21 protein-coding genes are annotated in these 21,859 nt (G+C 54.3%); 14 read left to right on the top strand and 7 right to left on the bottom strand.

What is annotated here, in order from left to right:
* Positions 1-42 precede the first annotated feature (42 nt).
* Positions 43-2,427 carry a DNA-directed DNA polymerase gene (locus tag L1S32_RS00655; RefSeq protein WP_278155459.1) on the bottom strand — a complete coding sequence of 795 codons (2,385 nt, stop codon included), beginning with the start codon at positions 2,425-2,427 and terminating at the stop codon, positions 43-45.
* Entirely contained in the window at positions 2,420-3,286 is an 867-nt protein-coding gene (locus L1S32_RS00650; protein WP_278155458.1) for a lactate dehydrogenase, read from the bottom strand. The genes L1S32_RS00655 and L1S32_RS00650 overlap by 8 nt, the downstream gene beginning before the upstream one ends.
* A 49-nt stretch (positions 3,287-3,335) precedes the next feature.
* Between L1S32_RS00650 and L1S32_RS00645 the strand changes: the two genes are divergently transcribed.
* The 3 genes from L1S32_RS00645 to L1S32_RS00635 all read left to right on the top strand — a co-directional run bounded on the left by L1S32_RS00645 (position 3,336) and on the right by L1S32_RS00635 (position 5,237).
* The gene (locus tag L1S32_RS00645) at positions 3,336-4,226 is read left to right on the top strand and encodes a dihydroorotate dehydrogenase (RefSeq protein WP_278155457.1); all 891 of its coding nucleotides are present in this window, start codon (positions 3,336-3,338) and stop codon (positions 4,224-4,226) included.
* On the top strand, positions 4,219-4,983 hold the full coding sequence (locus L1S32_RS00640; RefSeq protein WP_278155456.1) for a dihydroorotate dehydrogenase electron transfer subunit: 765 nt from the start codon (positions 4,219-4,221) through the stop codon (positions 4,981-4,983). The genes L1S32_RS00645 and L1S32_RS00640 overlap by 8 nt, the downstream gene beginning before the upstream one ends.
* Before the next feature lie 98 nt (positions 4,984-5,081).
* Positions 5,082-5,237, top strand: coding sequence for a 2TM domain-containing protein (locus L1S32_RS00635; RefSeq protein WP_278155455.1), 156 nt, complete (start codon positions 5,082-5,084; stop codon positions 5,235-5,237).
* Positions 5,238-5,336: 99 nt separating this feature from the next.
* On the opposite strand, the gene rlmH is transcribed toward L1S32_RS00635, so the two are convergent.
* The 5 genes from rlmH to L1S32_RS00610 form a co-directional block, all read right to left on the bottom strand.
* Positions 5,337-5,819 carry a 23S rRNA (pseudouridine(1915)-N(3))-methyltransferase RlmH gene (gene rlmH / locus L1S32_RS00630; RefSeq protein WP_278155454.1) on the bottom strand — a complete coding sequence of 161 codons (483 nt, stop codon included), beginning with the start codon at positions 5,817-5,819 and terminating at the stop codon, positions 5,337-5,339.
* 3 nt (positions 5,820-5,822) lie between these two features.
* Entirely contained in the window at positions 5,823-6,422 is a 600-nt protein-coding gene (locus L1S32_RS00625; protein ID WP_278155453.1) for a molybdenum cofactor guanylyltransferase, read from the bottom strand.
* Between the two features lie 7 nt (positions 6,423-6,429).
* The gene (locus L1S32_RS00620) at positions 6,430-7,344 is read right to left on the bottom strand and encodes a 2-dehydropantoate 2-reductase (RefSeq protein WP_278155452.1); all 915 of its coding nucleotides are present in this window, start codon (positions 7,342-7,344) and stop codon (positions 6,430-6,432) included.
* Between the two features lie 266 nt (positions 7,345-7,610).
* Positions 7,611-8,051, bottom strand: a complete 441-nt coding sequence (locus tag L1S32_RS00615; RefSeq protein WP_278155451.1) for an MGMT family protein — start codon at positions 8,049-8,051, stop codon at positions 7,611-7,613.
* Entirely contained in the window at positions 8,042-10,045 is a 2,004-nt protein-coding gene (locus L1S32_RS00610) for an ATP-dependent DNA helicase (protein ID WP_278155450.1), read from the bottom strand. Before L1S32_RS00610 ends, L1S32_RS00615 begins: the two co-directional genes overlap by 10 nt.
* A 105-nt stretch (positions 10,046-10,150) precedes the next feature.
* On the opposite strand from L1S32_RS00610, the gene L1S32_RS00605 reads away from it, so the two are divergent.
* The 11 genes from L1S32_RS00605 to dcd all read left to right on the top strand — a co-directional run bounded on the left by L1S32_RS00605 (position 10,151) and on the right by dcd (position 21,814).
* The gene (locus L1S32_RS00605; RefSeq protein ID WP_278155449.1) at positions 10,151-10,387 is read left to right on the top strand and encodes a PspC domain-containing protein; all 237 of its coding nucleotides are present in this window, start codon (positions 10,151-10,153) and stop codon (positions 10,385-10,387) included.
* Positions 10,388-10,518: 131 nt separating this feature from the next.
* Positions 10,519-11,859: an adenylosuccinate lyase gene (gene purB, locus L1S32_RS00600; RefSeq protein ID WP_278155448.1), complete on the top strand. Its 1,341-nt coding sequence runs from the start codon at positions 10,519-10,521 to the stop codon at positions 11,857-11,859.
* Between the two features lie 115 nt (positions 11,860-11,974).
* Positions 11,975-12,694 carry a queuosine precursor transporter gene (locus L1S32_RS00595; RefSeq protein ID WP_278155447.1) on the top strand — a complete coding sequence of 240 codons (720 nt, stop codon included), beginning with the start codon at positions 11,975-11,977 and terminating at the stop codon, positions 12,692-12,694.
* A gap of 185 nt (positions 12,695-12,879) precedes the next feature.
* A complete protein-coding gene (locus L1S32_RS00590) occupies positions 12,880-13,866 on the top strand; it encodes an asparagine synthase C-terminal domain-containing protein (protein ID WP_278155446.1) in 987 nt (328 codons plus the stop codon).
* A 14-nt stretch (positions 13,867-13,880) separates the two neighbouring features.
* A complete protein-coding gene (gene gatC, locus L1S32_RS00585) occupies positions 13,881-14,150 on the top strand; it encodes an Asp-tRNA(Asn)/Glu-tRNA(Gln) amidotransferase subunit GatC (protein WP_278155445.1) in 270 nt (89 codons plus the stop codon).
* A 2-nt stretch (positions 14,151-14,152) separates the two neighbouring features.
* Positions 14,153-15,457 (top strand): Asp-tRNA(Asn)/Glu-tRNA(Gln) amidotransferase subunit GatA, encoded by a 1,305-nt coding sequence (gene gatA / locus L1S32_RS00580; RefSeq protein WP_278155444.1) that lies wholly within the window; start codon positions 14,153-14,155, stop codon positions 15,455-15,457.
* A gap of 2 nt (positions 15,458-15,459) precedes the next feature.
* On the top strand, positions 15,460-16,896 hold the full coding sequence (gene gatB / locus L1S32_RS00575; RefSeq protein WP_278155443.1) for an Asp-tRNA(Asn)/Glu-tRNA(Gln) amidotransferase subunit GatB: 1,437 nt from the start codon (positions 15,460-15,462) through the stop codon (positions 16,894-16,896).
* Positions 16,897-16,902: 6 nt separating this feature from the next.
* The gene (locus L1S32_RS00570) at positions 16,903-19,719 is read left to right on the top strand and encodes a DNA topoisomerase I (RefSeq protein ID WP_278155442.1); all 2,817 of its coding nucleotides are present in this window, start codon (positions 16,903-16,905) and stop codon (positions 19,717-19,719) included.
* Positions 19,720-19,734: 15 nt separating this feature from the next.
* The gene (locus L1S32_RS00565; protein WP_278155441.1) at positions 19,735-20,421 is read left to right on the top strand and encodes a phosphoglycerol geranylgeranyltransferase; all 687 of its coding nucleotides are present in this window, start codon (positions 19,735-19,737) and stop codon (positions 20,419-20,421) included.
* Between the two features lie 18 nt (positions 20,422-20,439).
* Positions 20,440-21,192, top strand: a complete 753-nt coding sequence (locus L1S32_RS00560; RefSeq protein ID WP_278155440.1) for an RNA methyltransferase — start codon at positions 20,440-20,442, stop codon at positions 21,190-21,192.
* A gap of 70 nt (positions 21,193-21,262) precedes the next feature.
* On the top strand, positions 21,263-21,814 hold the full coding sequence (gene dcd / locus L1S32_RS00555; RefSeq protein ID WP_278155439.1) for a dCTP deaminase: 552 nt from the start codon (positions 21,263-21,265) through the stop codon (positions 21,812-21,814).
* The last annotated feature ends 45 nt before the right edge of the window (positions 21,815-21,859 follow it).

Genomic DNA, 21,859 nt, shown 5'->3' with positions numbered 1-21,859 from the left:
TCAGGAGTGTACCGGACCGCTGATACCCACAGGGCCGGCGTTTCAGAAGAAGTCTGAGAGCGTCGTGTGCGACGGGTCCATATCCTGCCACGTCCAGCCGACTGCTTCAATAATGCGCGAGATTGGCTGTTCAACCGACCGGTTCAGCATTTTTTCGAGATCTACCTCGAATTCCGGTGGAATCTGGTCTGCATACTCAAAACACACAACATCGGTCTTTGGGTATTTGCCCGTTACATTTCGAATGTACACCCGTTTGGGTTTACTTCCGGAGAGAAAACCGGCCCCCAGGTACTTATTGGAATATTCTGCCCCCCTGACGTGTGCATCCTTGTTTTTGTAGCTGTCAAGTGATTTGTTAATACCACCCGGTATCCCGATTTCATCAAGAGAATAATTCCCTTTGCGGTACTTTTTGATCACGTCACCGAGATATGATTTGACAGCAGCCCTCCCGGCACCCCGTAATATCAGCTCCATCACATGCTGCTGGACCTCTTTTGTCACCTGGGATGAGTCGGAGCGTTTCATCTCAAACCCGACGATATCAATCTTATCGACCTCTTTTCCCTCTTTCCAGACAAGATGTCCCGCATACCGCTTCTTTCGTCCGGCCTGGAAGAACCGCCGGTATATCTTCTCAAATTTGATGGAGAAGTAATGCGTATCAGCGCCGAGGACGTCACGGGAAAAGTCCCCATAACTCTCATTGAGGCGTGCCTCAATCGCCCGTGCCATGGCAATTGTCGCTTCGGTGTCGGCAACAGGGAGTTCAATCATACAGGAATCCGTGTCCCCGTAGATTACCGTGTATCCCATACCCGTGATCACGTCACGGGTGTGGGCAATGATTGCCCGCCCCACTGAGGTGACAGCTGATCCGATTTCCCGGTCATACAGGCGGAACCGGGCATATCCGGAGACACCATAATAGGTGTTCATGATCACCTTGAGGACATTCTGCTGGATGTCATACAACTGGTAATCCGGTGAGCCGTATTCAAAGGTGTCACGCAGTTTTTTCTTCTCATCGCGTTCATTGAGAAGGTCTGAAATGATAGCCCGCGTGAGCCCGTCCGGGGTTTTTCTGAACCGGATGCCATTGGGTGCATGGAGCTCCCCGTCCGGATCCTTCGTCTCCATTGATGCATTGATAGTCATCATGCACATCGGGTACAGGGACTTCAGATCAAGCACAACCACATTCTCCTTCACTCCCTGTGAAGGGTCAAAGACTGTTGCACCCTCAAATTCATCACCTGCCGCAAATCCCTTTGAAGGAAGCACATATTTGCCGGATGCCTTGCGAAGCACAAAGATATCGATTACATTCGAAGAGTTGAGGGTCCGGTCCAGCGGACAGCCAACATACCGGGCAATCTCCCGGTAGAACCCGATGATTGTACTCTTTGCATCAATACCCACACAGAGTTCAACATCACGGAGATTGTAGGCCACGAGGTTCTGCGGATCATTCCGCCAGAGATCGCTCAGGGTGCCCGTATAGCGGACCTTGCCTTCCCCGAGTTCATCCTCCCCGATGGCGTCCAGCCGGTATGACTCCTTGCGGGAGCTCTGCATCTTCCGGTATCCCATTAAAAGGTCAAAGAGGGCCCGCCCACGGAGCGGATTTCTGGCACCGGCCCCGGGAATCCGGGAGAGGGAGTCTGGCTCAAGGCCCAGTGCTTCCATGCGTTTTGTAATATAACTGATATCAAAATCGACAAAATTCCACCCGGAAAGGATATCCGGATCCGTCTCGCGGATATATGCCGCAAGACCCCTGAAGAGATCCCGCTCCGAGGTATAGGTGATAATCTGATGGTTCGGCCGGACCGGGACAGGCACCGGACCCTCCCCATCACCCGGAGGATGCAGATAGAGGGTCACATAGGCATCATCAAACGAATCATGGCAGGTGATGCATACAATGGCGTCACGCGTTGGTTCCGGAAACCCACGCTCATCCTCACACTCAATATCCATCATACAGATACGTGCGGGTGCATCCACCTCTGTGGGTATAATATCACGGAAATCTGAAGATGGGCCCGGCACCATGGCGCCGCCGGTCAGACCCCTGTCTATCAGGTACCGGGTGGCAAAGGGGATGTCTGCTTCGTAATGCGGTTCATAATAATCACGGACATCACGGACATCACCGGGTAAGCGGGTATAGATTCTCCGAAGCGCTTCTCCCCGTATCGAGGTATAGACCGCGGTTGTATCAACTTCTGTCTTCGGATGGGGAGGGAGCGAATCTGCCTTCTCCAGAGGAGCATAGAAATAGGGTCGAAACCCGGTCACCTCTATCTGGTGGGCTGTGCCGGCGGGGTCACGCCCGAAGATATAGACCACCGGGCCATCGGGAGAATTTCCGTACTCAACCTGGTTTATTGCAAGGCTGAGACTCCCATTGTTACTCATCAGCCCTCCTGCAGAGTGCACAGGATGCATCAGCCGCCTCCATGAACCGTGCCTGTTCCCAGTCGTCAAGGTTCCATTCAATGACCTCTTCAATCCCGCCCCGTCCAATTCGTGCCGGTACTCCCAGAGAACAACCCGATATGCCGTATTCACCGTTCAGGACACAGGAGACCGGCAGTATGGCATGGGCATCATCAGCCACGGTGCGAATAAGATTCACAATATGCCATGCCGGCCCGAATACAGTGCCCCCCTTGCCCCGGATCACCTCCATACTTGACCGGCGCATCTTTCCCAGAATATCATTGCGGATATCCTCAGTCACAGCCTCAGGGAGGCAGGAGAAAAGCGGCACCTGATGCTCACCATGCTCGCCCAGCACCCATGCGTCGCCCTGAATACCATATTCTTTCAGGTAACCGCCGAATCGCGCCGCATCAAGCTGACCGCCGAATCCGAGACACCGTTCACGGGGAATGCCGCACTGCCGGTGAAGATAATAGTTATTCGCATCCATCGGATTTGTTATTGTGATCAGAACACCGGAATACCCATCCAGAAAAGCAGCACAGTCATCGGCTGCAGGAAGGTTTACCGAGAGCAGGTCAGCACGGGTTCTGATATCAGGCGTCCGCGGCATACCTGCAGAAAAGACTGCAATATCAGCCCCGCTGATGTCGTCAGGGTCTGTTGAGACAGAGAGATCAATACCGGTATGAAGAATGTCAAGCGCCTGTGCATGGGAGAGGGCAGTATTGCTGTCATAAAGACAGATTTCATCTGCAATTCCCAGCACTGCGGCGAGGTAGGCAACCTCACCACCAATCTTTCCGACACCCATTACCGAGAGGCTGGTCATGGATCAGTTATGGGTATGCTAATAATAAATAACTACAATTTCTAACCAGATGGTCACGTTAATTCCGGGAGAGATAACAGTAGGCGGCGTCAGGTTGCAGAACCACTGCATCCTTGCAGCAGGAGTGCTGGGAACAACCGGCGCATCCCTCGCACGGATGCTCAAAGCAGGTGCAGGGGGCGTTGTTACGAAGTCAATCGGACCTGAACCGAAAGAAGGGCACAAAGGTCCCTGTGTTGCCGTTTATGACGGTGCCGTGATGAACGCAATGGGTCTTCCCAACCCGTCCCGCGATTTTATCGGGGAACTGGACGGACTCGCGGGGGCCCCGGTCATCGCGTCCATCTTCGGAGGGACTCCGGAGGAGTTCGGAGAAGTGGCGGACTGGTTTGCGGGAAGGGTGCAGGCGCTTGAACTCAACCTTTCCTGCCCGCATGCAGAAGGATATGGGGCGGCAGTGGGGGCGGACCCGGATATGGTTGAGCAATGTACGCGCATGGCCAAACATTCCGGACTCCCGGTATGGGTGAAACTCACCCCGAATGTTACGGATATAACGGAGATAGGCCTTGCTGCGGAACGCGGGGGAGCAGACGCGATTGTGGCAATCAATACGGTAAAGGCGATGCGGATATCGACAAATTTCCGGCGGCCGGTGCTGGGGCACGGCATGGGTGGTCTCTCCGGCCCTGCCATCTTCCCGGTGGCCGTACGGTGCGTATGGGAACTGTATGAAAGTTGTGAAATACCCATCATCGGATGCGGCGGCGTATCAAGTGCAGACAATGTGGTGGAGATGATGATGGCCGGTGCGTCAGCGGTTGAAATCGGCAGCGCGGTCATTGATGATGCGGAGATATTCCGGCAGATAACAGAGAGCCTTTATCGTCATGAGGGTGGGAAATGTCCGGAAGATATCGTGGGGTGCGCCCATGCATGAAATTCCATCTGTCCCTGTGGTAATCACCGACATCATCGAGGAGTCGCCATCCATCAGGACATTCGTCTTCTCCCGCCGGTTTCCGGCAGAACCGGGCCACTTCTGCATGGTATGGGTGCCCGGCACAGATGAAATACCCATGGCATTCTCCGCACAGAATGCCATTACCGTACAGAAGGTCGGGGAGGCAACCGAAGCGCTCTTTGCGCTCAGTCCGGGGGATGAGATCGGAATCAAAGGACCGCTCGGAAACGGGTTTACCCCCACCGGAAAAACGCTCGCCGTCGCAGGCGGTGTCGGGGCAGCACCACTGCGCCTTCTCGCCACATCCGGCATGGCAGATGATTTTATCCTGGGGGCACGCACTGCCGCTGAACTGCTCTTTGCTAAAGAGCTTTCCGGATGCACCAGCCTTCAGTGCGCCACTGACGACGGCACATACGGGCACCACGGGTTTGTAACAGACCTCCTGCGGGCAGCAGACCCCTCATCCTACGACACCATCTGTGTATGCGGCCCTGAGGTCATGATGAAGGCAGTCCTCAGCATCCTCATTGAGGCAGGATGCCCGGAGAAAGGGCAGTTCAGCCTTCATCGCTACATGAAATGCGGCGTTGGAATCTGCGGATCATGCTGTATTGACCCCACGGGTCTGCGGGTCTGCCGTGATGGCCCGGTATTTACCGGAGATATTATCGTGGACAGTGAATTCGGGTCATACGGACGGGACGCATCCGGGCGCAGGAAGTCTCTCTAACCTTTTGCCCGTCACAACCTGCCCCCAATGTTTTTTGTCTCCGCCTGCCATTTCAGGTTACCATGGAAGAAAAACCCTGCCGCAGGTTATAGGCGTATGTGCCGGACATCCGGGGATTTTACATCCATTTCGGCATATACATCCTCATCAACATCCCCCTTTTCACCGTCAATGCAGTGACCGCCTGGGGAAACAGGTGGTTTTACCGGGTAACGCTCTTTCGGGGAGTCAGCATTGCGATGCATGCGGCATAGGTCCGGGGAGGTATTTACTTCCCCGGAAAGGAATGGTAAGAAAAATACAGCAGACTCCTGAAAAAGAGAAGACGTAACAATGTCTTTTTTCGGATGTTTTTACCGATGATACTGCCGGCCGGCATTAATCATCGCAGCACGATAGACCTGCTCTGCAAGAATCAGCCGTGCCATCTGGTGCGGAAAGGTCATAAGCCCAAAGGAGAGCAGCAGATCAGCCCGTGACCGCACCTCCGGTGCAATGCCAAGACTGCCGCCAATGACACAGGCAATTCTGCTGTTTCCTTCCAGTATGGCGTCATTGATGTACCGGGCAAAAGCCTCTGACGTCATCTGCTTCCCTCCGACGTCAAGCACAATGCACAGGTCCTGCGGGCGGATATGGGAGAGAATGCGGCTCCCTTCTTTTTCAAGGATGCGTGCCTGTTCAGCGGAACCCGCATTGTCCGGCAAACGCTCATCCGCCACTTCGGTAATCAGGAATTCCGCCATCCCGGTCAGCCGCCGGGCATACTCTGCAACTCCATCCCGGTAAAACGGCTCTTTTGTTTTTCCCACGGCAATGACCTGTATCCGAACCACGGCTCAGCCCTCCGGAAAAACCGTTTGCAGGCGGGCGAGATCATCAGCATTGTTGATATTGGTGAACGTCATGAGGTCCGGGTCAAACCTGCGGAGGAGACTGCAGTCGACATAATGAGTGGTAAGACCAGCCACGAGATCACGCATCGACCGTGCCTCATCACCCTCAAACCGCTCAACCAGTGCCTGCCGCCGGTATACCGCATGAAGGGGTTCTGTCATCCCGTTCTCCCAACGGGGGATTGCTGCGTCATACCCCTCTGCGACACGAAAAAGATACTCAATCACTGCTCCGTTGACACAGGGCATATCACAGGCAACAGCAAAGATGAAGTCTCCGTTGGCTTCAGTGACACCGGCATGAATGCCGCCGACAGGGCCGAGACCCTTATACCGGTCCGGTACAACCCTGACACCTGCAATCCCGGAGAAGCGTTGGCACTGGGTATTGTCGCGGGCCACTATTATGACTTCATCGACGATTTCGCTCAGGGTGGAAACAAGGCGTGAAATAAAGGTCTCACCGCAATGACTGAAGAAATATTTTTCCATCCCTCCAGCCCGGCGGGCCTCACCACCTGCGAGAATGACACCTGAACGCATGAAATAATCACGAATCTCCCAGTGTTTCCCGGAACCGGATGAGCCGGGTGAGGAACTCGTTTGCGGGGGTGTGAATGCCATGTGCGTTCCCTTTTGTAACCAGGGCCCCGTTTATAAAGGCAATTTCTGTGCGTTTTCCGGCTGACAGTGCCTGGTACATGGATGAATGATGGCTGGCGGTTGCAGGAACCTGTACATCATGCAGGTATTCCAGATACGCATCCGCCGTAGGATGTTCCAGTATGATGCCTTCCGCATCTGCAACGGCGTACGCTTCCTGTACGATGTCTGTTATTACTTCCCAGGCATACGGATTCCGGAGGGTGCCGTACGGCACCCCCATAATTGCACCAAGCGGATTTAACGCCGCATTGTAGATAGTCTTCCCCCAGATAGCTGTCCGTATTGAATCTGTCGCAACAGCGACAATCCCCGCCTTTTCAAAGAGTCCGGCAAGGGAGAAAACACGGTCGTCACATCCGTCCGGGAACAGGCCAAACTGTGCATCCCCTCCGATAACCGAGATATGAATGTCAGCGTCACCCCGCCATTCAAATCCGGTGATGATCATGGCGCCGATTACATTGCCGGTATATTCACTGATTATTTCCTCATTTCCTATTCCATTCTGAATGGACACAACAGCGGCATTCCCGAATCTGTCCTTAAACTGTTCACAGATCTCCCGTGTCTGCGTCGCCTTGGATGTAATAAGAATATAATCATATTCATCGCCAGGAAGGTCTGTGGCGCAGGGAAAGAAATAGGTCTCATCGCCCCAAAGGCCGGTAAGGCGCAGCCCAAGACGTGTGACGGCGTCTGCATGCCGTGGTCGTGAAACCGCATGGACTTCTGCCAGTGATGAGAGGCGGGCAGCAATGGAAAGCCCGACTGCACCTGCCCCAAGTACTGCTATCTTCATGATCTTCCGGTACGTGATAGATATGCCCTCAGTACATTTAAATGGTCATTGTTTCAGCCCCGAAGAGGTTAGGGGGCCATACCAGTGCCAAGGGGGAAATTGTGATGGTAAATCCACGGCGCTGCCGACTCCCTTTGATACTCTCACGAAGATTACTGGAGGGAATAGGAAGAACACCCATATGGGGACCGGACAGAACGCATGCCCTTACCCGGAAGAAAATAATCAACGGTTTCCGGTGGGATTAACCCGCCCTGATTCGGCATTTAGGACTGTAACTCCTGCTGTTCCATCGCAAGAAGTGCATATTTTATTGAAATATCGGGCGTATACCCCCCAGGTCCGTTCTTTGCCACAACACGGTGACAGGGAACAACCAGAGGAGTTGGATTTCTCCGCATTGCCATTCCGACGGCCCTCGGGGAGGTCCCACACTCCAATGCAATCTCCCCGTATGTAGCCGTCTGTCCATACGGAATTCGGCAGACCGCACGATACACGGCAGCATAGGGTGCATTATCCTCTGTTGCAGCGGACCGGAGGGGAAGCGTCTCCCGCAGGGTTCCCGCACAGTATGCCCTGAGGGAGGGGGGCACCGGACCTTCCTCACCGCTCTTTGCAAATGATATACGATGGATACAGTCATCTGACCAGTCAACATGCACCCACCAGAGATCAAACCGGCAGGCTCCGGACGTCAGCGCCACGATTTGGCCTCTTCAATAAACGAGGAGAGCGTGCATGGCACCATCTCTTCCTGCATCCAGGGGGGAAGACCACTATGGACTTCATCCTCAAGAAACCGGCTTTCCCCTATAAGAAGAACACCACGGTCTTCCGGTGTGCGCAGCACGCGGCCAAGCGCCTGCAGGACCCGGTTTATGGCAGGCATGGTGTACGAGATGAACTCCCCCTCCCGCCCGAATTTGTTTTTGAAATATTGATTTGTCATCCGCCGCACTTCCGTGAACGGCGCAAGCGGCAGGCCGAATACCAGAGCACCGGATAGCAGTTCCCCCCGGTAATCCAGCCCTTCACTCCATTTTCCGCCGCAGACACCAAAAAGAATACCAAACTCCCCGCGGGACGGGAGGGACATAAACTCCCGGAGGTCACCCGCCGCATCCGATGATGACGATGATTCAATAAAGACCTTCTTTCGGTTCAGGCGTGACGGGAGGCGTGCTGTGAACCGCTCCAGCAGTTCATATGACGGGAAATATACGGCCAGACTTCCGGGAAGAGCCGCAAAACTGCGGATATACCCCTCAATACGCTCCGTATTTCCGGCATCCCGCCGCATCCGGTAGGTGGAGGTGACGTCCCGTGCACAAAAAAGCGCACGGTTTTCGCGTGGGAACGCATTTGGAAGGCTGAGAGTCTTAACCGGAAGGTCTTCAAAATAGAGGCGCCGATACCTGTCCACCGGAGAAAGCGTGCCGCTGATAAAAATGGCGCAGGCATGATAGGATGCAATGTCCTTCATGGTTGATGAGGGGTCAATATTGCGCACCTGAAGAGAGATCTCCTCCCCCTTCTTCCGGTAGAGAGTGAGAAAGGCAGGGTCGTCAAGCGCCCGCATAATCCGGTAGAAAAAGGCAGTCAGCCGCTCCACAGCACTCTCTTTGAAGTCACCCGCCTGTTTCTGCGCCTCATGATACGTCTCTTCCGCCTTGAGAAGGTCGTCAACTATTTCATCAATGCGCTGATAGAGGCTCCCGGAAAGCACAAAGCGGACAAAGGTCGCGGGGTCAAACCAGTCCTCTTCCTTGAATGACCGCTGCAGGGAGTCCATAAACTGCCCGACACGGGGCAGCATATTCAGGAGGGCATCGACTCCTGAGACACGCCCCCGCATTCTTCCCAGTTCAATCATGCCCTGATCAAGCGAAGCACGGAAGAGCGTGACAGACTGGATGCTCTCAACGGTATCTCCGCAGTTGTGCGCCTCATCAACCAGAAGCAGGGCATTCTCCGCTTCAATACCCAGCGACTGGTACAGCTGGTCACGAATGTCTGTGTTAAAGAGATGGTGGAAATTGAGCAGTATCACATCAGCATCCCGTGCAGCCTGCAGCATTACCTCATACGGACAGAGACCTTTGGAGAATTCATGAAGTCGATCGGGTGAAACCTGTGTCCGTGCCACCTGATCAGCACGGGTCTTGAGGGTCCCTGAGGGCACCATCCGCAGACCGTCCGCTCCCTCAATAAAGACCCGGCTCCGGATGAAATAGGGGCACAGGAGGGGGTGGTCCACATCCTGTTTCCGGACCTGTTCGTCAATGATTTTGTCATTGGCCGGTACATGTGCACCTTTCCGCGCACGTTCGCGCATCAGGGAAGTGGAGAATGCCTTCAGTCCCTCACAGACACGATAGGTGTCCCCCTCTCCTCCCATCGGGCACATCTGGCGTTTGCCGACAAGATAGGAGTACCGCAGATTCGGATGTTTTTTCCGGACGAGTTCAAGTTCACGCACAAACGTATTGAGCTGACTGACCGTCCGTACTGCGACAATGACTTTTCTGCCGTTTGCCTCTTCAAGGAGGGCTGAAACTACACTTGATTTACCGCAGCCTGTCGGGGCATCAATCATCCCGATGCCGCCTTCCCGTGCACAGGCAGCTGCCATATCCAGCATATCTTCCTGGTGGGGACGGTATGACCCGTACGGAAAATAGTCACCTCTGACGCCCATTAACCCCCATATTTGTCTGTGGTGCATCATCTACTCTTGGGTATGGACCGGCGGGGATCGTACTGCACAAAGAAATTTATCCGGGAGGCAGAAGATACATTACGTATGGAATCATCACGCCGTTTCGGTCGGTCTGCTGACAACCGGATGCTGGGAGGCGTTTGTGCCGGCATTGGCGGCTATCTGCACGTCAGTCCCACGCTGATCAGGATTGTCTGGGTGGTGCTCACGATATTCACGTATTTTTTGCCCATGACACTCCTCTACATTGTCCTCTGGGCCCTGATGCCGGAAGAGAGCGACCCGATGATCATTGATGCAGAATACCGCATCAGAGAATAACATCAGACAACTCCCCTTCATCGAAAGGAGAACTCATCGGATCTTTTCATCTGAACAGTGCCTGAAACGTACCTTTCACCCCCGTTTTCTACAAACCATTTTTGCGCATCCGGCCGCATGTATAGAGTACTATGGCAATCCACCCCATCGACTTCCGGTACGGCACTCAGGAGATGCGAGCTGTCTGGGATGAAGAGAACCGGTTTCGCTGTGTTGTTTCAGCTGAAGTCGGCCTTGCTGTCGCAGAGGCAAAGGCAGGAGTTATTCCGCAGGCTGCTGCCGATGAAATAGAGGCGCACGCACCAGACGCCTCCCTTGCACGCGCAAAGGAGATTGAAGAAGAGATCAATCACGATATGATGGCCATCGTAAAGGCCCTCTCCGAAGTCTGTGGTGGGTCTGCACGATGGGTCCACTACGGAGCCACATCAAATGATATTCTCGACACCGCAACCGGTCTTCAGGTGAAAGAGAGCCTCGGCATCATCGAGCAGAAACTCAGAACCCTGCTTGGTGTGCTCTTAGAGCGCAGCATTGAGACAAAGAATCTGGTTTGCGCCGGGCGTACCCATGGCCAGATTGGCGTGCCCACCACCTACGGCCTCCGGTTTGCCATCTGGGCGTCTGAGGTATCCCGTCATATTGAGCGACTGGAACAGCTCCGTCCGCGTGCAGCGGTCGGCCAGATGACCGGTGCTGTGGGAACACAGGCATCTCTCGGAGAGGCGGGCACTGCAGTCATGGCCAATATGATGGAATATCTCGGGCTGACCCCGGTGGATGTCTCCAGTCAGGTCATCCAGCGTGACCGGTTTGCAGAGTATATCATGTTCCTTGCAAATGTGGCCACCACACTGGACAAGATTGCCCTTGAAGTGCGGATGATGCAGCGCTCTGAGATCGGTGAGCTGGAAGAGTCCTTTGGCAAAAACCAGGTCGGCTCTTCCACCATGCCGCACAAGCGCAACCCGATTAAGTCAGAACAGGTATCAGGTCTCGCCCGTATCGTCCGGGCCATGGTTGAGCCGGCCCTCGCAAACAATGTCCTCTGGGATGAGCGGGACCTCACCAACTCGTCATGCGAACGGATCACCTTCCCTGAGACAAGCATTCTCTGCGATCACATCCTGACGGTCATGACAAAGGTGCTCACCGGGCTGCGGATCCGCGAAGATAATATCCGAAAGAATCTCGACCTGCTCCATGGCGTGAATATGGCAGAATCCGTAATGATCGAACTGACGAAGCGCGGGATGGACCGGCAGGACGCCCATGAACGGGTACGGGTCGCCTGTATGATTGCTCTGGAGGAGAAACGCCCGGTTGCAGAGGTATTTTCAGAGGATGAGGCAGTTGCCACCCATCTCACCTATGATGAGATTGTGGCGCTCCTGAATCCGGACAACTACATCGGAACCGCTGTCGCGCAGGTGGAAGCCCTCGCCGAAAAACTGGGGCCGCTCACCACATAACCGGGAAGATATTTCCCTGACAATCCATTTTTACAAAGATGCTATCTCAGATTTCGTTTCGCTCCAGACACCGGGTGGTCACAGCACGGTTGCGACTGCTTAAAGAGGAAAAACGATGACATTCCCTGTAGTCTGGATATACTGGGCAGTAAGCCTCACCATCGTTACGTATGCGGCTGCGTGGATGCTGAACAATAAACGGGAATACGGGTATGCCGCACTCGTTGCCATCTATGCGGTGTATCTCGCCGCATCCCAGATTCTCGCCGCACGCGTGGTGGAGTTTGATATCGGCATCTATGTATTCCTCGCACCGGCGGCTGTGTTTATCTACCCGTTCATCTCGCAGGCAATTGATATGATCAATGAGGTGTATGGGATGAAACGGGCCCAGATTGCCATATTCATCGCATTTGTGACACAGGTGCTCCTGGTCATCTTCTTTGTCATGACCAATTCGCTCACACCGGCTCCCTTCTTTGCCTATGAAGAGGCATGGCAGGAGATCTTCACCTTCGGCATCCGTCTCACCATCGCGTCATGGGTATCGTTTCTCATTACCCAGACGATTGACGCACGCATATTTGCCGGCCTTAAGAAGCGCTATGAAAAGCGGATCATCCTGCGGTCTGTGTCCAGTGATGCCGTCGGCCTGACCCTTGACTCCATCATCTTCGTCACCATCGCCTTTGCCGGGGTGGCTCCTCTTTTGCCACTCATTATCGGCCAGATCGTCGCCAAAAATATCATCGGGTTTCTGGACACACCATGGTTTGTCTGGTACAAAAGGATGCTCGAGCAGAACCCGGCACCCACCGACAGGCAGGCGGAATGAAGATGCCGCATATCTTTCTTTCGGGATATAAACCGACAATTCCTGCATGAACAGGTGAATACCCCTTCCGGGGAGAGGGCAGGCCAGCCGATGCCGGCCCCCGGACTGGCCAAATTCACATTCTTTTTCTACTCAGTGAAGATATTGTACAAAAGGACCGGACATATCAGGAACGGGGCAAAGAGATGGCAGCGGAGATTAGCCTGAAGGGCTGGATAGAAACAGACGGTACGGTGTGTACCGCTGAAGAGATTGCCTGCCGTCTCTGTGAAGGGACAGACTGGCTCACCTCATGCGGGGGAGAGTTTTTTCTTTCCTGGGAGAATGGATGCGCACGTGATCAGATGGGTATCGTTCCCGGCAGATGCGATGCAGGAGTGGTGATGGAGAAGAGAGTGGTGACAGGTCATGTGAGGCCAAAACCTCCCCTTCTGCCGCTCGCAGATGCTATTGAAACGGCAGTGCGGCTCAGAAGTTCCGAAGGAGTCGTAGCATTCTCCGGTGGTGTTGATTCCGCTCTTATTGCAGCCATTGCAGGACTCCCCTGCGTGACTGTGGGAATTGACGGCTCACATGATCTGTGCCATGCAACCAGTGTGGCACGTGAAATTGGTCTGGACCATACCTGCGTCACCGTCTCCCCGGAAGATGTCGAAGACGCCCTGAAAGCGGTGATGAAGGTAATCCCCCGTGTCACACCGGTCGATGCATCGATTGCGGCAACGCTCTATTTCGTTGCGCAATGGGCAGGGGAGATCGGATATTCCCGCATTCTCGCGGGTCAGGGGGCAGACGAACTCTTTGGAGGATATTCCCGGTATCTTGATGCTGCTGACATTGAGCGTCTCTTTCGGGATGACTTCGCCGGCCTTGCACTTCAGGGCGCACGCGACCAGGCGGTGGCCGGTCTTTTTGGCTGCCTTATTTCCTGCCCGTTTCTTGATATACGCGTTGTGCGCGCTGCGGAAGCAATTCCTGCCCATACCAAAGTATCAGGGGGAATCCGAAAACGCCCCCTCAGAAAGGTCGCATGCAGCTATATGACGCGGGAAACCGCCTGTTATGAGAAGAAGGCAATGCAGTACGGAAGCGGCATCTGGAAGGTCATCCAGCAGGCCGCACGCAAAAACGGTTATAAAAACTCAGTACAAGGGTACATGAATCAACTCTGAAGGGCGCGAAACGTATGGTTTTGGAAAATGATGTAGAAGGAATTGCAAAACTTGCAGATATCCATATACAAAAAGAGGAACTGGCAGAATTTACCTCCCAGTTCAATCATATACTTGAATATTTTGATATCCTGGATACCGTCAGTGAAGGTGAAGAAGGCGTTGCCGATCTTGTTAATGTCCTGCGTGAGGATGAGGTCACCCCTTCACTGACACAGGAAGCAGCATGTGCTAACGCCCATGAGACGGAAGACGGGCATATCAGGGCACCGCGGGTGATGTGACAATGGCAAAAGAGTACTTCTTTGATGAAGCAGACCGGACGAATGCATTTATTACCCGTCTGGACGTGGCCATGTACGAGGAGACAGGCGGCCCGCTTGAAGGAAAAGGAATTGCTGTCAAAGACAATATCTCGACAGCAGGCATCCCCACCACCTGTGCATCCCGTATCCTTGCCGGATATGTCCCGCCCTTTGATGCACATGTAATAACACGCCTCAGGGAGGCAGGCGCTGCCATTGTGGGCAAGACCAATATGGACGAGTTCGGGATGGGGACAACCACCGAAAACAGTGCATACGGCCCGACCACAAATCCCCACGATGCATCACGCGTTCCCGGCGGTTCATCCGGCGGAAGTGCCGCAGCAGTCGGCGCCGGTATGGTTGACATGGCGCTCGGCAGTGACACAGGCGGTTCAATCCGGTGCCCCGCGGCATTCTGTGGCATTGTCGGCCTCAAACCAACCTTTGGCCGTGTCTCGCGCTACGGCCTCATAGCATACTCCAACTCGCTGGAGCAGATAGGCCCTCTGGGCAGGACCGTCACCGATGTCAATATCCTGATGTCTGCCATTGCAGGCCCTGACCCCCGTGATTCGACAGCCTATGACCGCCCGTATGCGCACACCCTGTCCGGAGATATTGCAGGCATGAAAATCGCTGTCCCGGACGAATTTTTCGGCGAGGGCGTAGACCCCGCGGTGGCAGAGTGCGTGCGCACAGCTATCGGGAAGCTGGAAGATGCCGGTGCCGAGACAATGCCCTGCTCCATTCCCTCGATGGCATATGCGCTTGCTGCATACTACGTGACCTGTACGAGTGAAGCATCCTCAAACCTCTCCCGCTTCGACGGAGTGCGTTTTGGCCCGTCCGTTGAGACAAAGCGCTCATGGCACGATGAATTCCGTGACCACCGGGGTGCACTCTTCGGAAAGGAGGTGCAGCGCCGTATCATGCTGGGGACATTCGCCCTTTCTGCCGGATACTACGGCAAATACTATGCTAAGGCACAGGTGGCACGGGAGAACGTGCGCAAAGACTTCCTGAGAATATTCAGGGAGGCTGATCTCATCGCAGGCCCGACCATGCCGCAGATCGCATTTAAGCTCGGGGAGAAGAGTGAACCCCTCTCGATGTATCTCGCAGATATCCTGACGGTACCTGCAAATCTCGCAGGAGTGCCTGCCATATCGGTTCCCTGTGGAACCGTTGAGAAGATGCCTGTCGGCCTGCAGTTAATAGGCCGACACTTTGAGGATGAACGTGTTGTGGACGCTGCATTTGCCTACGAGACGGAGGTGCTCTAAAAATGACTGACAAAACCGTCATCATCGGCCTTGAGATTCACTGCCAGCTCAATACAAAGACAAAGCTCTTCTGCGGCTGTTCTACCGATTTCCAGGGAGATGAACCAAACACCCATGTATGCCCAATCTGTCTGGGGCTCCCCGGTGCAATGCCGCGCCTGAACAAACAGGCGGTGCTGTATGCCCTGAAAGTCGCAAAGGCCCTGAACCTGACCGTGCCGGAAGTCTCAGAGTTTTCCCGTAAGAATTACTTCTACCCCGATCTCCCCAAGGGCTACCAGATATCCCAGTATGACAAGCCGATCGCAGAGAATGGCATCATGGAGGTGGATGACGACGAGGGCCACCCGAAAAAAGTCCGCATCACCCGGATTCATCTTGAAGAGGACCCCGGACGGCTGGTTCACAAGTCATCACGGGACCGGGCAGGCTACTCCCTTGTTGACTATAACCGAAGTTCCATACCCCTAATCGAAATCGTAACCGAGCCTGACCTCCGGTCCCCCAAGGAAGCACGCCGCTTCCTGAACAAACTCCGATCAACACTGGAATACCTTGAGGTCTTTGACGGGGAGCGGGAAGGGTCCATCCGTGTAGACGCGAATATCTCCATAAAAGGACATAACCGGGTGGAGTGCAAGAACATCTCCTCCTATAAAGGTGTGGAGAAGGCACTCAACTTTGAGATCACCCGCCAGCGCAACCTCATCCGGAAGGGACAGAAAATAGAACAGGAGACACGCCATTTCCTGGAAGGACGGGGCATCACCACCTCTTCAAGAAGCAAAGAGGATGAGAACGACTACCGGTACTTCCCGGAGCCGGATCTACGCCCCCTGAGAGTCTCAGGATGGGTGGACGACATTGAACTGCCTGAACTTCCGGATGCACGCCGGGAACGGTTTATGGCACAGTACGCCATCTCTGAGAACCATGCCCGCACCCTCACCGGTGACCTGAAGGTCGCAAATTTCTATGAGTCCGTCGCGGATGCAGACCCCGCCATTGCAGCCACATGGGTGGCAGACATCCTCCTGGGCGAGATTAACTACCGTTCGATGCGCATTGATGACGTGCCCGCGATGAACATCGCAGACCTCATCGCACTCATCCGTGATGACACGATAACCGACAAATCCGGCGTTGAAGTGCTCAGAACGATGCTTGACCAGTGCATGGGAGAAGACCCTGAATCCTGTGAGATGCCTGCTGATATTGTGACCCGGCTGGGCCTCACCAAGGCTGCCGGAGATGATTTCACCGATATCATCCGGGAGGTCATTACCGCAAATCCCAATGCCGTTGCTGATTACCGGGCCGGGAAAAAAGGAGCTGTAAACTTCCTCGTGGGGCAGGTCATGAAAGCGACTCGCGGACGGGCTGACCCCAAAGAACTTAATACCGCAATGGCTGCCGCTCTGAAAGAAGCGGAGGACTGAACACCGATGCATCTTATCATTGCGGAAAAGAATATTGCAGCCCGGCGCATCGCAGATATTCTTGCTGCTTCAGCGGAATCGGGCAAAGGGACAAAGGTTCACACCGGAAAAGAGAATGGTGTCAGCACCTACCGGTTTGATGACGCCATCACCCTGGGACTGCGCGGCCATGTGGTGGAGATTGATTTTGAACCGGGATACAGCAACTGGCGCTCAGAGGTGAATACCCCACGGACCCTGATTGACGCGGGGACTATTAAAAAGCCAACCGAGAAGAAGATTGTCTCCCTGATAAAAAAACTCTCAAAAAAGGCGACGCTTGTCACCATAGCCACTGATTTTGACCGGGAAGGAGAACTCATCGGGAAAGAGGCCTTTGAGATTGTGCGTACCGCCAATGCAGATGTGCCCGTCCAGAGAGCACGGTTTTCCGCAATCACGCCACAGGAAATAACAGCTGCGTTTGCAGAGCCTGCGGAGATTGATTTTGATCTCGCAGCAGCAGGTGAGGCACGCCAGATCATTGACCTCATATGGGGGGCATCCCTCACCAGGTTCATATCAATTGCCGCCAAAAGGGGCGGGAAAAGCATTCTTTCCGTCGGCAGGGTCCAGAGTCCGACCCTCGCGATGATCGTCGATCGCGAAAAGGAGATTGAGGCGTTTGTACCGGAGCCCTACTGGATGCTCTCGGTGGATACCGAAAAGGACAAAACGCCGGTCACCGCACGCCACACCACCGACCGATTCCACGACAAGAGTGAGGCAATAAAAGCTGAACAGAACACCTCTGCACCCCTCGTTGTCACCAGCGTAAAGGGAGGAACGAGGATCGATCGGGCACCGGCGCCCTTTGATACCACGTCGTTTATTGTCGCAGCAGGCCGTCTGCGATTTTCTGCGGCAAATGCGATGCGCATCGCAGAAGATCTGTATATGAACGGTTATGTCTCCTATCCGCGTACGGACAATACCGTATACCCAAAGTCACTGGATCTCGAGGGTGTCTTACAGGAACTAAAGAAGACCAGCTTCTCCCGTGCGGTGGAGTGGACGCAGGCGCACCGCAGAAAAGAACCGACTCACGGCAAAAAATCAACCACTGACCATCCCCCGATTCATCCGGCAGGGGCCGCAAAAAAGGAGGCACTCACTGACGACCAGTGGAAAATTTATGAACTCATTGTCAGGCGGTTTCTTGCGACACTCTCACCGGATGCACAGTGGACGACACTGAAATACCTCTTTGACGCAGGGGCTGAGACCTATACCGCCACCGGATCACTCCTTGCAGAGGCAGGATACCGGGAAGTCTACCCCTATAGTGAGGCAAAAGAGACTATTCTTCCGGAGATGCAGGTGGGGGATCGTCTCCCAATCCTTGCCGTCAACAATGAGGAGAAGTATACCACACCGCCCCCCCGATATTCTCAGTCAAAACTGATTCAGCGGATGGAAGAGCTGGGGCTTGGCACAAAGTCTACCAGGCACGAAGTTATCGGCAAACTGGTCTCACGCCGATATGTGGAGGGGACCCCGGTCCGCCCCACCCTTGTCGGGAGGGGTGTTATTGAGGCGATGGAGAACCATGGAGTGCCCATCACAGACCCGGAGATGACAAGCATCATTGAACAGCACATGGAGGAGATAAAGGAGGCAAAACTCTCCCGTGATGAGGTCATCTCAGAATCCCAGACAATGCTGCGCCGCGTCTTTGACGCCCTCGAAGCAAACGAGGACCAGATCGGCCGTGAAATTATGGACAGAAACGATGAGGAGAGAATCATCGGAAAGTGTCCGGTCTGTGGCCATGACCTGATGATACGCCAGACCAAGGGCATGTCACAGTTCATCGGATGTACGGGATACCCCAACTGCACCTTTAATATCGGCCTCCCCGGTGCGGCATGGGGCACAGCCATTCGGGAAGAGAAGACCTGTGAGGAGCACGGTCTCAACTATGTCCGCCTCATTCGGAAAGGGGCACGCCCATGGGAGATCGGGTGCCCGCTCTGCAACCACATCAACTCCAACCGTGAAGCACTCATGATGATGCCCTCCGCAGACGAAGAGATGATTGCACGCCTGCATGCGGCCCATATCTACAGTGTGTATGAGGTGGCTAACATCGGGTCGGAACGGCTGGAGGCAGCACTCACGACCGATGCGGCAACAGTGGCATGCATGCGTGAAGAGGCTGAAGGGGTCCTTGAACTCCTCCGGAAACGCTCAGAATTAAAGAAATTCGTCCGCAAACATGTGGTGCCCCGCCGGGGCCGTTCACCTGCCAAAGTCGCTGCAGCCCTTGTTGAGGCAGGGGTCGGGGACCTGGGAGGTCTGGCTGCGATGACACCTGAGGCACTCACCCGGATGCACCTCTCCGCAGCAGAGGCAGAAGCCCTGCTGCATGAGGCACGGGCGGTCTATAACCGCGCCGCACTCCGTGAATACGGGGTGCCCGCGGTGAGTCTGAAGAAATACTTTGAGGCGGGCATCACCACACCGGCAGACTTCTGCGCCCTCCACCCCGCATACCTCAGTATCATCACCGGCATTAAGCCGGAGACGGCCTGGAAGCATGCTGCAGCGGTCTGCACAGGGATGGGTGTTGCACCACCGCAGAAGGTTACAGCAAAGATTGTGGAGACCGGCCGCAAAGAACTCCTGCAGATCCCGGGTCTGGGTGAGGCAATGCTGGAACGGCTGTACCGGGCCGGGGTTATTGACCCGGCAGGGCTGAAGGGTGCAGATGCCGGACACCTTGCACAGATGACAGGGATACCGGCAGAGAAGATTCGTGCATTTCAGGATGCATGCAAATAAAACTGATTGATAACGATGGATGACAGCTGGAAAGACTGGGTTCATATCACAAAACTGGACCCGGACAAAGTAATCGGCAACGATGCAGTCGCAGAGATTGCGACAAGCGGAACGGACGCCCTGATGCTCTCAGGGACACTGAATGTAACCAGGGAGAATATGCAGGAGCTTTTGGCGCAGGTGAAGGAGTATGACCTGCCCATCGTTGTTGAACCTGCTGGCCCTGAGGCAGTTATCCTGAATGAAGTGGACGGCCTTTTTGTACCCAGCGTACTCAACACATCCGATATCCGCTGGATGGTGGGCAAACACCAGTGGTGGGTAAAACATACCCGTGTCGACTGGTCAAAAGTGGTTCCTGAGGCCTATATCGTCCTGAATCCGGCGTCATCCGTCGGCAAAGTGACAGGTGCCAGGTGTGACATCTCAGCAGCAGATGTTGCCGCCTATGCTGAGGTGGCAGACCAGTATTTCTCGTTCCCCGTGGTATATATCGAATATTCGGGAACGTATGGCGACCCGGCAGTGGTGGCCGCAGCAGCAGAAGCTGTCTCTGACGCCCGCCTGTTCTATGGCGGCGGCATCAATAATGCAGAGAAGGCTGCAGAAATGGCACGGTATGCTGACACCATTGTCGTCGGCAATGCCGTCTATGACGACGGTGTTTCCGCACTGAAGGCAACCGTGAAAGCAGTCCACTGAAAAGAGAGAACAAAAACCATGCCAGAGGTCGAAATAGTCCTTGTTGAACCCCTGTATGAAGGGAATATCGGATTTGCCGCGCGGGTAATGAAAAACTTCGGGTTCACCCGGCTTGTCCTCATTAACCCGCCGGAGATGAGCATTGAGGCAACTGCCCGTGCATCCCATGCAAAGGATGTGCTGGAATCGGCAGTCATTGCAGAGTCGCTTGATGACGTGATTGCAGAGTCCAACATGCTTGTTGCAACAACAGGTGAACTCTCAAAGACAATATCCCATGCAATGCGCATGCCCTATTATACGCCGGGCGAACTGCGGGATATCGTAGCCCCTGTTGACGGCAGAATATCCATTCTCTTCGGGAGAGAGAACTGGGGGCTCTCCAATGAAGAGATCCGCCAGTGTGATGTCATCTGCACCATCCCGACATCACCGGTGTACCCGATTGTCAATATCTCTCATGCAGTCGGCATCATCTGCTATGAGCTTGCACACCTTCCGCGGGGAGAGTACATCACCGCCTCCCGGTGCGAAATGGATGCCCTCTACGACCATATCGACGAATTCCTTGATCTCGTTGACCACCGCGAATACAAGCGGGCAAATACCATGACAATGATGCGGCGGATCTTTGGCCGCACTCTCCTTACCGGGCGGGAAGTGACCACCCTCCATGGCCTCATCCGCCGTGCCGAGTGGCACATCAATGGGGGGAAAAGCACGGGAGATGATGATTCAACAACCGTGGACAGTGGGGTGGTCCCTGAATGACCGGGACAGAGACCGGCAATTTTTCAAGATAAAATAAATACCGCTCACAACCCATTTTCTATCAGGTATTATGATTCTCGTTGACTGGCAGATAGAGAACCGCATCGAGCGGGGATTTATAAAAATCGACCCGTTCGATCCGAAGTTTATTCAGCCCAATTCAATTGACATCCGGCTGGGGGACCATTTTGTATGGTATGAAGAGTCTGATGACGTTATCGACCCGTACGAACAGGATTCAATTGTCTCCCACGTGAGCGAGAAGCATGCAGAGTACATTGATGTTCCGCCCGGTATGTTCCTTCTTGCAGAGACGCATGAGTGCATTACGTTGCCGGACGACATCGTGGCAACCATCGAAGGAAAATCAAGCATTGCGCGCCTGGGCATTGCCCTGCACCAGACCGGCGGATGGATCGATGCAGGATTCTGCGGGACAATTACTCTTGAAATCTCAAATGCAAACCGCCGTCCGGTCCGCCTCTATGCGGGAATGCCAATCGGTCAGCTTGTATTTTATACAACAGAACGTGCAGAGAAGCCATACGGTTCAAAAGGGGATGCAAAATATCTGAACCAGCGGCAGGCAACCCTCTCACGCTACCATAAAAATATCAGGTGAACCGGTCCATACCAGGAATCCATACCCTAATTACGGAAAAGATCA

Origin of the sequence: Methanogenium sp. S4BF, assembly GCF_029633965.1 — an archaeon.
In the GTDB taxonomy this organism is placed as follows: Archaea; Halobacteriota; Methanomicrobia; order Methanomicrobiales; family Methanomicrobiaceae; genus Methanogenium.
Note: the sequence above shows the minus strand (reverse complement) of the source record. Positions and strands in the feature narration are given on the sequence as shown.